Below are 12481 nucleotides of genomic sequence, written 5' to 3' on the forward strand. Positions count from 1 at the left end.
GCACCGCTGTGGTTTGTGCCGTCGGCGCGTTGCGCTGTCAGCGCGTGAACCGCGCCTTGTGCTGTTCGGCGATGGCCGGGTCGATCGGCTGGACCGGCCGCGGGCTCACGGTCGGGTCCATCGACTCGATCCGGTCGTCGCGGTGCGCGCCGGGGTCACGCGGATCGTCGTGCCGCGAGTCGACGCGCTGGGTCGGCATCTCCTGGGTCGCCGGGTCCGCCCGCGGGTCGCGGATGCTCGCGTCCCGCTCGTAGCGCTTCGGGTCGTCACGCCGGTCCACGACCGGTTCCCCGGTCCGCTGGTCGACCACCGGCTCCGGCTCCGGCACGACGATCTTGCGCCGCGCGGGCAGCACCGCGATCAGCAGACCCACGGCGGCGAGGCCGAGGTGCAGCCAGTTGTCGTTGACGTTGAGCGCCAAGGGGTTGCCCAGGCGTTCGACCGGGTTGGTCGAGAAGACGCCGGCCAGCGCCAGGCCCCAGAGCAGCACCGCGCCGTAGCCGATGAACAGGATCCAGCCGTACAGCCGGGCCAGGCCGGAACCGCTCGCCATGAGCAGGCCGAGCACACCGAACACCAGGTGGACCACGTTGTGCAGCGGGTTCAGCGCGAACCCGAGCAGCATCGCGTGCTGGTCGCCCGCGAAGTCACCGAACCCGGTGCGCACGAAGCCCAGCACACCCAACGCGAGGAAGACCAGGCCGACCAGGCCTGCCAGCACCTGGGCGGGCTGGAGACCCGCGACCTTGACACGACCGACGGTCGAGTGGTGGGTCATCTCGCCCTCCAACTGAGGACCACGAGCCCGACAACCGGGCTCCGGACGACCACCGACTACCCACCCGACTCGAACGGCAAACGGGTCCGGGAGACCCGGACCCGCGTTGTAGGCCGAATGGAGGTAGGGGACGGGCGCACGAACCCGCCCCCCGTTCCCGACAGGAGTCACTCTCCCCCGTCGTGCCGGGGTTTATCCGCCCCGACCCACCCCATGAAGGTCGGGCCGTCGTACTGCGCGAAATGCGTGCCGATCACCGTGACAAATCAGTCGATACGGTTTTCGAATAATTCCGCGCCGTCTCGTCGGATCCGACGTACGGGCAGGTCAGGAGCGCTTGCCGCAGTCAGCGGACGGGCGCGTGGCCGAGCCGTTCCACTCGGTCTCCCTGCTGTTCACGAAGATCCCCTTCGAGCTAGTAGAACACCACCGCGGTGTCGGTACGACTATCTCTCCGGCGACCCGTTGTCGTCAAAACATTTATGGTGTATGCGAATTGGCGCGGCCGGCCGTCCACACCATCGAGTAGCGCCGGCAGAGGTGCCGCCGGAACCGCGCGCCGGGCATGACCGAGTCCTCCTCGGCTTTTGACCTCGCACAGTGACGACGACCGGTCCCCCCACCGCGACCGGCGGGGGCCGGACCGAGCCCGCGCAGTTCACCCGTCACACCAAGATCGCTCGACCCTTGACCTCCAGTTAACTCGAACTCCTAGCGTGGCGGGCGTCCACAGCAGAGGGGATTACGAGATGCACGCCATCCGCCAGCACGAGTTCGGTCCGGCCGAGACGCTGCGCTACGAGGAGATGCCCGACCCGGAGCCGGGGCCCGGCCAGGTGCGGATCACGGTGTCGGCGGCGGGGGTGCACCTGCTCGACACGTCGATCCGACGGGGTGAGCACGGTGGGCCCTTCCCGTTGCCCGAGTTGCCCATGACGCCTGGTCGGGAGGTCGCGGGGGTCGTCACCAAGCTCGGTGACGGGGTCGAGCCGGGTTGGCTGGGCAAGCGGGTCACCGCCCACCTCGGGCAGGCCGGCGGCGGGTACGCGGAGCTCGCCGTGGCCAACGCGGCGTCGCTGCACGAACTGCCCGACCACGTCTCCGACGAGGCGGCGGTCGCCATGATCGGCACCGGCCGCACCGCCATCGGTGTACTGCGGATCGCCGAGATCACCGCGGACGACGTGGTGCTGGTGACGGCGGCCGCAGGTGGGTTGGGGGCGTTGTTCGTGCAGGAGGCCAAGGCGATCGGGGCCAAGGTGGTCGGCGTGGCGAGCACGGCCAAGCTGGACTTGGTCCGCGAACTGGGCGCGGACGTCGTGGCCGACTACACCCGGCCGGGCTGGTCCGACGGGCTCGGCGAGGTGACCGTGGTGCTCGACGGCGTCGGCGGCGAGCCCGGCCGCAAAGCCCTGGAGCTGCTGGGCATCGGCGGCCGGATCATCATGTTCGGCTGGTCGGCGGGCGAACCCACCCGCATCGACACCACCGACCTCTACAGCCGCGGCCTCACCGCGTCGGTGGCGGTCGGGCCGCGGATGATGAAGGGCATGAACCTGCGGACGCTGGAGGAACTGTCCCTCCGCGCCCTCGCCGACCAGCGCCTCATCCCGCTGACCACGACGTTCCGGCTCAGCGAGGCCGGCAAGGCGCACACCGCGCTGGAAGGCCGCGCCACCGTGGGCAAGGTCGTGCTCAAGCCCTGACGAGAGCGAGCCCCCGTGCGTGATGCCATGCCGCACGGGGGCTTCACCTCGGACAGACGCGCTGCCCCGGATCGCCGTGTCGGCGCGGTCAGCGCGGTCAGCACGGTCAGCGCGGTCCGGGGGCTCCTGCGCGCAGCCCGTCCATGACGAGGTCCAGGAGCCGGGTGAGGCGAGGTTTCCAGTCCCCCTGGGAATCGATCTGCCAGAGGCCGGCGGTGGCGAGGAAGAAGTCGTCCGCGGTCACTCCCGGCCGGATGACCCCCGCCTCCTCACCCGCGCGGAGCAGGAGTTCGGCCGCCTCGATGATCGTGGCGTACCCCGGTTTCGCCGGGCCGCCCGACGTGCCGACGGCCTGGCGCATCGCGTCGGCCAGACCTGCCTTGGCGATGGCGTACTGGGCGAGCCGGTCCATCCACTCCCGCAGGGCCTGGTCGGGCGGCCGGGTCCGGAGCAGCTGGGTCGCGGCGTCGGCGACCTGCTGCATCTCGTAGCGGTAGACCTCCAGCACCAGGGTCTCGCGGTTGGGGAAGTTGCGGTAGAACGTGCCCTGCCCGACACCCGCCTTCTTCGCGATCGCGCTCAACGGGACGTCGGCCGAGCGGGTCAGCTCCGCCAGCGCCACTTCCAGGATGCGCTCGCGGTTCTGCACGGCGTCCGAGCGCTGAGGCGCGTCCTTCTCCTCCGGCACCACTCCCCCCTTCCCAACGCACGGCCGGACCGACGTTGCTAAGCGGACAACTGTCCGGTACGTTCGGACCCGGCGGACAGTTGTCCGCTTAGGTCCACTCTACCCCGCCGCGAAGGGGACAACACCGCATGAAGACCACCGGCAACACGATCCTGATCACCGGCGGCACCTCGGGCATCGGGCTCGGCCTGGCCCTGCGCTTCCACGAGGCGGGCAACAAGGTGATCGTCGCCGGCCGACGCGAGGAACTGCTCGACCGGATCGCGACCGACCACCCGGGCGTCGAGACGATCCTCCTCGACGTCGCCGACCCCGCGTCGATCGCGCGCGTCGGTGAAAAGGTGGCGGCCGACCACCCGGAGCTGAACGTCCTGATCAACAACGCGGGGATCATGCTGCGGGAAGACCTCCTCGACCCCGGCTCTCTCGACGTCGCCGAGAGCACCGTCACCACCAACCTGCTCGGCACGATCCGGATGACCTACACCTTCCTGCCGCTGCTGGTGGACAAGGACGACGCGGTCGTCATGAACGTCTCCTCCGCGCTCGCGTTCGTGCCGCTGCCGATCACCCCCACCTACAACGCGACCAAGGCCGCCCTCCACTCGTTCACCGAGAGCCTGCGCGTGCAACTCGCCGACACCCCTGTCCAGGTGATCGAACTCGCCCCGCCGGCCGTGCGGACGGCCTTGATGGGGCAGGAGAACGACGAGAACTCCATGCCGCTGGACGACTTCCTCACCGAGACCATGACCCTCCTGAGCACCCAGCCCGACGCCAAGGAGATCATCGTGGAGCGCGCCAAGTTCGTGCGCTACGCGGAAGCCAACGGCACCTACGACGACATCCTGGCCATGCTCGCCAACGTGTGACCCCGCTCCGGCCGCGAATCAAGCCCCGACGACGTTCACAGGCCCCGAACAGTCGAAGGCCCCCGCGCGCGGTGAGCGCACGGGGGCTTCCCCCTCGGACAGGCCACGGTCCTACACGGGCACGGTGACCTACACGGGCACGGTGACGATCTGCTCGCCCTCGAAGTTGCGCACCTCGATCGCCGCGACGTCCTCGGGCGCGATGAGCGCCGAGCCGTCGAGGTTGGTGCCGTCCTTCTCACCGGCCGACGAGACCAGCCAACTGCCCGCTTCCTGCCTGCTGCCGTCCTTGGCGACGACGAACAGCTTGCACTTCTCGTTCTCCGCGATACCGGCGACGGACGCGTTCACCCGCACCCACCCGGCCGCCGGTTTGACCTGCACGGTCATCCGCGCACCGGTCTCCGGGTCGGTGGCCGAGCCGAGCATGGTCCCGGCGGGCGGCGCGGGCGGCGTCGACGTCTGCGCGAAGCCCACCTCCGGCGCGGTGCCCCGGCCGACCGCGAAACCACCGCCCAGCACGACCGCGGCCACGGCCGCCGCCACCAACCCCATGCCGACCTGACGACGACGCACCTGACCGGCGCGTTCGGACCGCACCTGCCGCAAAGTGCGCTGCAACAGCAGGTCACCGCCCTCGGGTGGGCCGTCGAGCAGCGCCTCGGGCGGAACGTCGCCCATGGCTTCTTCCATCGCCCGCAGCTCGGCCAACTCGGCGCTGCACCGCGCACAGGACGCCAAGTGGTCCTCCACGGCACGCACCTCCCGCGCGTCGAGCACGCCCAGCACGTAGGCGCCGAGCAGTTGTGGATCGTGGTTCGTGGTCATCCGGCCACCCCCTTCAGCGCGACCTGTTGTCCGACGAACGTCTCTCTCAACGCCCGCAGCGCGTAGTGCGATCTCGATTTCACCGTTCCCGGAGGCACGCCCAACGCCGCGGCCGCCTCGGTCACGCTCCGACCGTTGAAGTAGATCTCCATCAGCACGTCGCGGTGATCGGACGACAACCGGTCCAGGGCTTCGAGCACCACCATCGAATCCACCACCGAATCGGCGTGGTCGCGTTCCACCGGCGGGGTCGTCGGTGTCTCGGCCACCTCCTGGGGCCGGGCCGCCTTCGCCCTGATCCGGTCCGTGACGATGTTGCGCGCCACCGTGAGCAGCCAGCCGCGGACCGAGCCCTTGCCGTTCACCAGGGCGTCCGGGTGCCGCCAAGCGCGCACGAGGGTTTCCTGGACGACGTCCTCGGCCGCCGCCCGATCACCGGTCAACCGCGTCGCATAGGCGAGCAGCGCCCGACCGTGCTCCTCGTAGAGGGATCGGATCAGTGCCTCATCGGCCGCGGCCTCCCGTTTCCGGGACCACAGAGCCGCCATCCACCCACTCCTCTCGTCAACTCTCGCCACGGACACGGACGCCGGACGCGTTCGGTTCACCGTTGGCGCGAGAAAGTTCCTAGGAGCAGGTCTGGCCGGTGTTCAGGCAGGTCGTGACGCGGTCCATCAGCGCGTCGGGCATGACGTTGACGAACATCCCGTGATCGGTGCGCGGGTCGCGCAGCTGCTCGGGGAAGCTGTCGATGGCGTACGGCCGCCCGGCGGGCACGTCGTAGGCGACCCGGACGCGCAGCTTCGGCACCGGGAACGTCCCCTTCCGGCACACCCCGTTGGACTCGGGGAACTCGACGTGCGCCCGGTGGCTCGGGCTGTCGGTGTTGCGGCCGTCCCAGCAGCTGGGGAAGTCGAACGTGCGCAGCACCTTGCTGCCGGGCGCGCACTCGGGATAGCGGTCGGTGTGCCGGTCCTCGAACCCGGTGCAGCTCCACCGCGCCCGCCCGCGCCCGGTGTTCAGCGCCGCCGGGTCGCCGGTGATCATGCGCAGGAACCGCGGCATCGGCACGACCTCGCTGACCGTGCTGCCGGTGAACGTGATGCTCACGCTCGACGGCGGCAGCACCTCACCGGTGTTGCCGTGCACCCCGCCGCCGGGCTGGTGCGCGTCGTGCCCGGTCCGGTCGGTCAGCCGCAGCACGGGCCAGTAGTAGGTGGACGGGTCGCCCGCCGCGCACGTGGTCGCGGCGGCGGCCAGCGACTCCTCGGTGGACAGGGCGTTCGTGCCCAGGTTGCCGACGTACTCGTGCGTGTGGTGCGCGCCGAACGGCTGACCTGGTGCGATGACCATGTTGTCCGCGTTGAGGTGGCGCGATTCGTTGCGCCCGCAGTCGACGGTGAACGTGCCGGTGGACGCGTCCTGGGTGGTGACCACCGCCTCCACCGCCACCGGCACCTCGTCGATGGCCACCGTCCGGCTGTCCGCGCAGCCGGCGACCAACACGAGTAACAGCAACAGGGGCGCCCACCTCACGCACGACAGCTTATTCGGACACCCCCGACCGGGCACCGGCCCGCCGCCCCGCTGAGACGGCCCACCGCGCGAACGCGCCGTCCGACTTGCCCCGAACGGGTGATTCAGCGTGTCCGAGTGGCGGTGTCGTACGGGGTGGCGGTGACCAGGACGCGGCCTTCGACGGTCACCACGCTGATCGTGGCGAGTTCGTCCAGGTCGACCATGGCCGCGCCCGCGAGGGCGGTGCCACCCAGCCGTGAGTCACCCAGCCGTGAGTCACCCAGCCGTGAGTCACCCAGCCGTGAGTCACCCAGCCGTGAGTCACCCAGCTGTGAATCACCCAGCCGTGAGTCACCCGGCCGTGAGTCACCCGGCCGTGAGGCGACCCAACCGCCCGCCACGTAACGCCTGCCGCGCAGGTCCGTGACGACGAGCTGGCACTTCTCACCGGCGTCGATCCCGTCCACGACCGCGCGCAGCCGCACCCAGCCGTCGGCGGGCGTGAGGGTGGCGGTCATCCGGACACCGGTCGCCGTGGTGGCGACCAGGACCCGTTCCCCGGACACGCTGTGCCGGCCGAGGTAGACACCACCGGCCAACACCGCGGCGGCGAGCGCGGTGCTCACCGCCGTGACGACGCCACCGCGGCGTTTCCGGTCGCGCGCCTTCTCGGTGCGGACCTGGCGCAGTGTGCGTTCGAGGATCGGATCGTGCATCTCTTCTCGTTCAGCTCGCGCTCGTCGTTCAGCTCGCGCTCGGACGGTTGCCGAGCGGCGAGGGGTTGCGGCGGCGGTCGTCGCTGGTGGTGCGGCGGGTGGACGGCATCGGCGGGTGCCCTTCTGCTGGCGACCGGACTGGTGGCTGGACTGGTGACTGGCACCCCTGACACGGACCCGTGGGACGTTCGGTTCAACGTGGTGGTGATGTTTGGGAAGTAGCCTCTCGTATATGATGTACGAAAGGCCCGCTCCGAAATCCAGGACCGACTTCGTCCGCGACACGATCCGGGACGAGATCCTCAGTGGACGGTTCCCGCCGGGGTATCCGCTGGTCGAGGCCGATCTGGCGGAGGGTTTCGGGGTGTCGAAGACGCCCGTGCGCGAGGCGTTGAAGCTGCTCGCCGGATCCGGCCTGGTCACGATCAGCAACTACAAGGGCGCGGTGGTGCGGGCGGTGGACGCCGAGCTGGTGCGCTCGGTGTACGACCTGCGGGCGTTGCTGGAGCCGGAGGCGCTGGCCCGGTCGGTGCGGCGCGAGGTGGACTTCTTCGTCGCGCGGGACGCGCTGAACGAGGCCGACACCGAGGACAGCGCGGTGCGGAGCGCGGCGAACCGCCGGTTCCACCGGGGTCTGTACTACGAGTGCGGCAACCCGCTGTTGGTTGACGTGCTGGACGGGCTGGGCGACCGGGGCGCGTTGATCTCGGCGACGGGGTGGCGGCTGCGGGCGACGTGGGCGGCGGAGACGGCCGAGCACGTGGCGATCCTGGACGCGGCGGAGGCCCGTGACGCCGACCGTGCCGCCGAGTTGCTGCGCGGGCACATCACCTCGTTCGCCGCCGCGTTCAAGACGGCGCACCTGGTCGGGGAGGTCCGCTTCGACGGGCGCTGAACGGCACGAGGCGGTCCTGGTGGGGACCACCTCGTGCGCTCGGTTCGGCGGCGACCTCTCAGTTCAGCCCTTTCAGGTCAGCCCTCTCAGTTCAGTTGCACCCTCAGGATGCGGTTGGAGTTGTTCGGCGTGCTGTCGCCGTCGCCGTTGCTGGTGGTCAGCCACAGGGTGCCGTCCGGTGCGGGTTCGACCGTGCGCAGCCGGCCGTACGTGCCCTGGAAGTGCGTCTGCTGCGAGCCGACCGACGTGCCGCTGATCGTCAACTCGTAGAACCTGGTGGCGCGCAGCGCGGCGACGAACAGGGCGTTGCCGACGATGGCGATACCGCTGGGCGAGGCGCTGGCGGTGCTCCACGTCCGCTTCGGCGCGATGTAGCCGGAGCAGGTGCCGGACGTGCCCTCGCACGCGGGCCAGCCGTAGTTGCCGCCCTTCTCGGACAGGTTCAGCTCGTCCATCACGGTGTTGCCCAGTTCGGCCTGCCACAGCCTGCCCTGGCCGTCGAACGCCAGGCCCTGCACGTTGCGGTGGCCGTAGGTCCAGACGTACCGGGCGTTGCCGCCGTTGCCGTAGAACGGGTTGTCGGTCGGCGCGGAGCCGTCGGCGTTGAGCCGCAGCACCTTGCCGCCGAAGTTGTTCCGGTCCTGCGCCCAGTTCGCGTTCTGCGCGTCGCCGGTGCCCGCGTACAGCTTGCCGTCCGGGCCGAACCGCAGCCGGCCGCCGTTGTGGTAGCGGTTGCGGGGGATGCCGCTGAGCAGGACCTGGTGCGAACTCGGGACCAGGGCGTTGTTCTGCACCTTCATCCGCACGATCCGGTTGTCGTTCGCGGAGGTGTGGTAGATGTACAGGTAGTTGTCCGACGCGAAGTTCGGCGACACCTCAAGGCCCAGCAGGCCGCCTTCGCCTCCGGTGCCCGCGACGCCCGGCACCGTGCCCAGGTTGGTCTTCACCCCGGACGGGGACAGCTTGACGATGTTGAACGCGTCGCGGCGGGCGTAGACACCCGAACCGTCGGGCAGGAAGTCAAGACCCCACGGCACGTCGGTGTCGGTGGCCAGTTGCGTCACCGCTCCGATCTGGTAGCCGGACGCGGGTTCTCCTCGGGACGACACAACAGGGGCCGCGCTCGCGGGCGCGGCCACCACGAGCGCGGTGGCGAGCGTGCCGAGCACGGTCGACAAGCGCCGGGTACGTGGTGCCACAGAAGCCTCCACAATCGTTGGCGACTCCCCCGAACGGAGGGGGAAGGGTGCGGCGGTGTGGGTGCGGCGGTGTGGCGGCGGAGGGTCCGACCCGCGGCGAAGGCAGGTCGACAGGACGATGTGATCCGCCCGCTTCGGGATCAGGGTCTGCGCTTGCGCAACTTGTCGACCCCCGAGCCGGTCACGTGCAGTCATCGTCCTGGTACGCAAACGGTAAGGGCTTTCCCCAGTAACGTCCAGTGGCGCTCTCAATTGGTTCGGCGTTCGGACACTCCCCGATCCGTTCGACGTTCGGACTCACCGGGTGTTGTGTGCGGACCGCCCGTCGGGAGGGGAGCGAATGCGCTCGACGACGACGCGGTTCGGCTTGCCCGCCGTGCTCTTACCCGCGGTGCTGGTGGTGGCCGCCTGCGGTGCGCCGACCGGTGGTCCCGCCGCGCCGACGTACAGCTCGGTGCCCGACAAGCCGTCCGCGCCGGTGGAGCTGAACGTGCTGGACGTGGCCGGGAACCTGCGGTCGACGCAGGGCATGATCGACGAGCTGCCGGCCCGGGTGAAGGCCAACCCCGGGAAGTTCCAGTACGCCGTGCCCGCGAACTCGGGCCCGGCCGCACGTTCCTGATGGGACTGCCCTACATCGTGGGCGACAAGGACCCGAAGGACCCGGACTAGCCCGCGGTTACGGCAGCAGCAGACCCCAGTGCAGTGCCCAGGGCACGAACACCACGCCACCGGCGACCAGGAGGCCGAGACGCACTCGGTGCACCCCGGAGAGGTCGGACCTGGCCCGCCACGACACCACGGCCGTGGCCACGGTGGCGGCCACGACGCCCAGCGCGAGGAACTGCAGCACCAGCCACGGCACCGGCCGGCCCAGCACCACCGGGCCGAGGTTCTTCGCGCCGCTGGACGCGAGGTAGCCGAGGTAACCGAGCAGCCCCGCCACGCTCAGCAGGCCGGTCGTCGCGAGCCAGCGCGCCGGACGTCGGACCGGTGGGACGCCGCGACGCCCGCGCAACCGCTGGGCCGGCGCGCTCAACCCGTATGCGGCGAACGCCGACAGCAGCACCACGAAGGCGGCGACCTGCACCCGGGGTGATCCCGGCTCGACCGGCGTGCTCTGCCGCTCCTGCTGCGACGGTGCGCCCGCACTCGCGGCCGGTGGTCCCGCGGCGAGCCCGTCGACCCAGGACGCGACCTGCTCCAGGTAGGCCGGGGAGATCTCGTCGGACTTCTGGTAGCCGTCCGGCGAACGGCGCATCGTGTGATCGGCGCCGGGGACGGCCCGCAGGGTGTAGTGGCTGTTGCCGGCCCGGTCGAACGCCTCCTGGAAGGTGCGCATGCTCTCGGCTCCCGGGATCACCCGGTCGAGATCGCCCCACAGCCCGAGCACCGGCCGGTTGATCCGTTCCAGCACCGGCGCCGGGTCGTAGCCGGACTCGGGGAACAGGCCCGCGCCGACGAGGAGGCCGAGCGTGGTGCGCGAGACGGTGTCCACCAGGGAGCCGGACACCCCGGCGGCGGCGAGCCGGTTGGCGAGGTTCCACGACTGCTGGCGCTCGGGCGACACGCCGGGCGCGCCGACGGTGACCACGAACGCCACGTCGGGGGACTTGGACGCGGCCAGCGGCGCGACCCAGCCGCCCTCGCTGACACCCCAGAGGCCGGTCCGGGCGGGGTCCACGCCCGCGTTGGCCCGAAGCGCCCGCAACCCGGCCAGCGCGTCGTCCGCCAGCAGTGTGAAATCGACGTCGGACTTGGACTGCTTCGGGCGCTTGTCGTAGATCAGCGTCACGATGCCGGAACGCGCGAAGGACTCCGCCTCCTCCCGGTAGCCCTCCCTCGACACGCGGCCGGAGCCGTGCACCATCACCATGCCGGGCCGCCGTGTGTCCGAGGTGTCGGCCGGGGCGATCACGGTGCCGTGCAGGGTCAGGTCACCGCTCGAGAAGGTGACGTCCTGCTCGGTCAAGCCGGTTGGTGCGGTGGTGGCGACGGTGGCGGTGGCGGGTGCGGCTTGGGCGAACGGCATCGGTGACAGCGCTGCGAGGCCGGTGGTCGCGGCTGTCGCGATTATCGCCACGAGCAGTCGTTCGAGGGCATGGCGAATCGACGAGTTGCGTTCGGGGAGCACAGGTGCTCTCCTTCCCGAGGAGGTTCGTGCGTACGAGGACACGCCGGTTTCGGCGTGGTGCTGCGACTTCCGTCTTCCTGGGCCGTCGAGTGCCAGCTCGGCGGCCCAGGGCTTTTCAGGTGCGGTCGTCCGGCTGTGGTGCGCCGGGGTCGGGGACCGGGAAGGCGAAGAAGCGGGCGGCGACGAGCCGGGCGTCCGCGGGTGCTTCCTCCACCGGTCGTTGGTAGCGCTTGAGCAACGCCATGTACTCGTCGAAGAACTCGTGCAGTTCGGCGAGGGTCACGCGGATCGAGCCGCGGGAGTACGGCAGCGCGTCCGCCCACTCCCCCAGTTCCGCCCGTCGGGCCAGGAAACCGGCGAACAGTTCCTGATCGGCGGCCAGTTTGAGCTGGTTCAGCTGCTCGACGAGGGCCCGCATCTCCGGGTCCTCCGGTGCGCGGGGCGAGCGGAGGTCCTGCACCGGCGCCCGCCACCACCGTTCCCGACCGTGGGCCCGCTCGGGCACCTCCTCGACGAAGGCGTGCTTGGCCAGCATCCGGAGGTGGTAGCTGGTGGCGCCACTGCTCTCCCCCAGTGCCTTGCCCAGGATGCTGGCCGTCGCCGGACCGTGCTGCGCCAGGTGCCGCAGGATCCGTTGGCGCAACGGGTGCGCGAGCGTCCGCAACTCGTCGACGTCAGAGATCTCCCGTGGTGCGACCATGATGCAAAGCTACCGTTGCAAAGACACCTTTGCAACTCGGTCGAGATCATCCCGGGCGAGTGGCGTCGGTCATCGAGTCAGGTTTCGAGTTCGGCGTGAAGCCGCTCCCAGTCCTCGCGCCGGTCACGCCACGCGGCGCTCGCGAAGATGGCCGCCTTCGCCTCCGACCTGGAGATGCCGAGGACGCGCGACGCGACGTAGACGGACTCCATCGGCGACATCGCGGCGTTCCCGGAGTTCCTTGAACACCTGCTCACGCCCGAGATCGGCGCGCTCCCCCATGCCGGCCGCGAGCGCGTCCAACGCCGTCCGGTCCACCGCCCGACCTCCTCGATCCGACTTGCCCATCGGATGCCGACACCGGCACCCGCACCACGACAGAGGCGACACCTGCCACCGCACGTGGTCCGGGTCCACGACCCTGGATCCGATCACACGAGGACCCGG

At 70.4% G+C, this 12481-nt stretch carries 13 protein-coding genes and 1 pseudogene; 4 read left to right on the top strand and 10 right to left on the bottom strand.

From position 1 onward, the window contains the following. Positions 1–37: 37 nt before the first annotated feature. Positions 38–778, bottom strand: coding sequence for a DUF4383 domain-containing protein (locus tag FM051_RS39205; protein ID WP_158852190.1), 741 nt, complete (start codon positions 776–778; stop codon positions 38–40). A gap of 749 nt (positions 779–1527) precedes the next feature. Between FM051_RS39205 and FM051_RS39210 the strand changes: the two genes are divergently transcribed. After that, positions 1528–2484, top strand: coding sequence for a zinc-binding dehydrogenase (locus FM051_RS39210; RefSeq protein ID WP_158852191.1), 957 nt, complete (start codon positions 1528–1530; stop codon positions 2482–2484). A 106-nt stretch (positions 2485–2590) separates the two neighbouring features. Here the strand turns inward: FM051_RS39210 and FM051_RS39215 are convergent, their stop codons facing one another. Continuing rightward, on the bottom strand, positions 2591–3172 hold the full coding sequence (locus tag FM051_RS39215) for a TetR/AcrR family transcriptional regulator (RefSeq protein WP_158852192.1): 582 nt from the start codon (positions 3170–3172) through the stop codon (positions 2591–2593). Positions 3173–3300: 128 nt separating this feature from the next. Here FM051_RS39215 and FM051_RS39220 point away from each other — a divergent pair, with 128 nt between their 5' ends. Then, positions 3301–4044 carry an SDR family oxidoreductase gene (locus tag FM051_RS39220; protein WP_158852193.1) on the top strand — a complete coding sequence of 248 codons (744 nt, stop codon included), beginning with the start codon at positions 3301–3303 and terminating at the stop codon, positions 4042–4044. A 129-nt stretch (positions 4045–4173) separates the two neighbouring features. Here the strand turns inward: FM051_RS39220 and FM051_RS39225 are convergent, their stop codons facing one another. From FM051_RS39225 to FM051_RS39240, 4 genes are all read right to left on the bottom strand, one after another. Next, positions 4174–4872 (bottom strand): anti-sigma factor family protein, encoded by a 699-nt coding sequence (locus tag FM051_RS39225; protein ID WP_158852194.1) that lies wholly within the window; start codon positions 4870–4872, stop codon positions 4174–4176. Continuing rightward, positions 4869–5420 carry a sigma-70 family RNA polymerase sigma factor gene (locus FM051_RS39230; RefSeq protein ID WP_158852195.1) on the bottom strand — a complete coding sequence of 184 codons (552 nt, stop codon included), beginning with the start codon at positions 5418–5420 and terminating at the stop codon, positions 4869–4871. The genes FM051_RS39225 and FM051_RS39230 overlap by 4 nt, the downstream gene beginning before the upstream one ends. Before the next feature lie 79 nt (positions 5421–5499). After that, on the bottom strand, positions 5500–6408 hold the full coding sequence (locus FM051_RS39235) for a DUF1996 domain-containing protein (protein ID WP_158852196.1): 909 nt from the start codon (positions 6406–6408) through the stop codon (positions 5500–5502). Between the two features lie 104 nt (positions 6409–6512). Further along, on the bottom strand, positions 6513–7106 hold the full coding sequence (locus FM051_RS39240; RefSeq protein WP_158852197.1) for a hypothetical protein: 594 nt from the start codon (positions 7104–7106) through the stop codon (positions 6513–6515). 232 nt (positions 7107–7338) lie between these two features. On the opposite strand from FM051_RS39240, the gene FM051_RS39245 reads away from it, so the two are divergent. Further along, complete coding sequence (locus tag FM051_RS39245; RefSeq protein ID WP_158852198.1) at positions 7339–8001, top strand: GntR family transcriptional regulator; 663 nt, start codon at positions 7339–7341, stop codon at positions 7999–8001. Between the two features lie 86 nt (positions 8002–8087). Here FM051_RS39245 and FM051_RS39250 read toward each other — a convergent pair. Continuing rightward, positions 8088–9206 (bottom strand): annotated as a pseudogene (locus FM051_RS39250) (PQQ-dependent sugar dehydrogenase); the annotation flags it as partial. A gap of 334 nt (positions 9207–9540) precedes the next feature. On the opposite strand from FM051_RS39250, the gene FM051_RS39255 reads away from it, so the two are divergent. Next, the gene (locus FM051_RS39255; RefSeq protein WP_238412970.1) at positions 9541–9822 is read left to right on the top strand and encodes a hypothetical protein; all 282 of its coding nucleotides are present in this window, start codon (positions 9541–9543) and stop codon (positions 9820–9822) included. A gap of 57 nt (positions 9823–9879) precedes the next feature. On the opposite strand, the gene FM051_RS39260 is transcribed toward FM051_RS39255, so the two are convergent. The 3 genes from FM051_RS39260 to FM051_RS53405 form a co-directional block, all read right to left on the bottom strand. Continuing rightward, entirely contained in the window at positions 9880–11334 is a 1455-nt protein-coding gene (locus FM051_RS39260; RefSeq protein ID WP_238412971.1) for an alpha/beta hydrolase family protein, read from the bottom strand. A 115-nt stretch (positions 11335–11449) separates the two neighbouring features. Further along, positions 11450–12034: an ArsR/SmtB family transcription factor gene (locus FM051_RS39265; RefSeq protein ID WP_158852200.1), complete on the bottom strand. Its 585-nt coding sequence runs from the start codon at positions 12032–12034 to the stop codon at positions 11450–11452. Between the two features lie 77 nt (positions 12035–12111). After that, a complete protein-coding gene (locus FM051_RS53405) occupies positions 12112–12246 on the bottom strand; it encodes a hypothetical protein (RefSeq protein ID WP_274383862.1) in 135 nt (44 codons plus the stop codon). Between the last annotated feature and the right edge of the window lie 235 nt (positions 12247–12481).

The organism is Saccharothrix deserti (genome assembly GCF_009769385.1).
Classification (GTDB): Bacteria; Actinomycetota; Actinomycetes; order Mycobacteriales; family Pseudonocardiaceae; genus Actinosynnema; species Actinosynnema deserti.

Bases quoted from the DNA above. Each gene is read 5' to 3' on its own strand.
- FM051_RS39240 (WP_158852197.1), bottom strand. From the start codon at position 7,106: ATGCACGATCCGATCCTCGAACGCACACTGCGCCAGGTCCGCACCGAG.
- FM051_RS39255 (WP_238412970.1), top strand. From the start codon at position 9,541: ATGCGCTCGACGACGACGCGGTTCGGCTTGCCCGCCGTGCTCTTACCC.
- FM051_RS39205 (WP_158852190.1), bottom strand. From the start codon at position 778: ATGACCCACCACTCGACCGTCGGTCGTGTCAAGGTCGCGGGTCTCCAG.
- FM051_RS39225 (WP_158852194.1), bottom strand. From the start codon at position 4,872: ATGACCACGAACCACGATCCACAACTGCTCGGCGCCTACGTGCTGGGC.
- FM051_RS39265 (WP_158852200.1), bottom strand. From the start codon at position 12,034: ATGGTCGCACCACGGGAGATCTCTGACGTCGACGAGTTGCGGACGCTC.
- FM051_RS39210 (WP_158852191.1), top strand. From the start codon at position 1,528: ATGCACGCCATCCGCCAGCACGAGTTCGGTCCGGCCGAGACGCTGCGC.
- FM051_RS39245 (WP_158852198.1), top strand. From the start codon at position 7,339: ATGATGTACGAAAGGCCCGCTCCGAAATCCAGGACCGACTTCGTCCGC.
- FM051_RS53405 (WP_274383862.1), bottom strand. From the start codon at position 12,246: ATGGAGTCCGTCTACGTCGCGTCGCGCGTCCTCGGCATCTCCAGGTCG.
- FM051_RS39230 (WP_158852195.1), bottom strand. From the start codon at position 5,420: ATGGCGGCTCTGTGGTCCCGGAAACGGGAGGCCGCGGCCGATGAGGCA.
- FM051_RS39220 (WP_158852193.1), top strand. From the start codon at position 3,301: ATGAAGACCACCGGCAACACGATCCTGATCACCGGCGGCACCTCGGGC.